1 protein-coding gene is annotated in these 336 nt (G+C 65.2%); it reads left to right on the forward strand.

Annotation, left to right across the window (positions count from 1 at the left end):
* Positions 1 to 132 precede the first annotated feature (132 nt).
* A partial coding sequence (locus tag AAEZ09_RS27975; RefSeq protein WP_350601595.1) for a hypothetical protein occupies positions 133 to 336 on the forward strand: 204 nt, incomplete at its 3' end.

Raw genomic sequence — 336 nt, forward strand, 5'->3', positions numbered from 1 at the left:
GTGGACGCTCGGTGTGACGGGTGGGCGCCGTCACAACGCCAAGGTCTGCAGCGCGGCGCCTTCATACAAAGCTGCCACATGCTAGCCGAGTTTCCACCCCTAATGCTGATGCAACGAATTGAGGATGCGACCGTGAGCGTACCCACCGCAGTTTTCCTGTTTGACCGTACCGGCAACATGGCACGGCCGTGGGCCGATGCCGGATACCGCTGCATCTGCTTCGACGTGCAGCACGTCGGCCGCACCGTGCGCGACGGGGTCATCTTCCAGCACTGGGACGCACTGCTCGGCGCGCCGACGCTGCCGGCTGACTCGACCGCGGTGTTCGGCTTCGCG

The sequence above is a fragment of the Pseudomonas sp. 65/3-MNA-CIBAN-0223 genome, from assembly GCF_040310425.1.
In the GTDB taxonomy this organism is placed as follows: Bacteria; Pseudomonadota; Gammaproteobacteria; order Pseudomonadales; family Pseudomonadaceae; genus Aquipseudomonas; species Aquipseudomonas gregormendelii.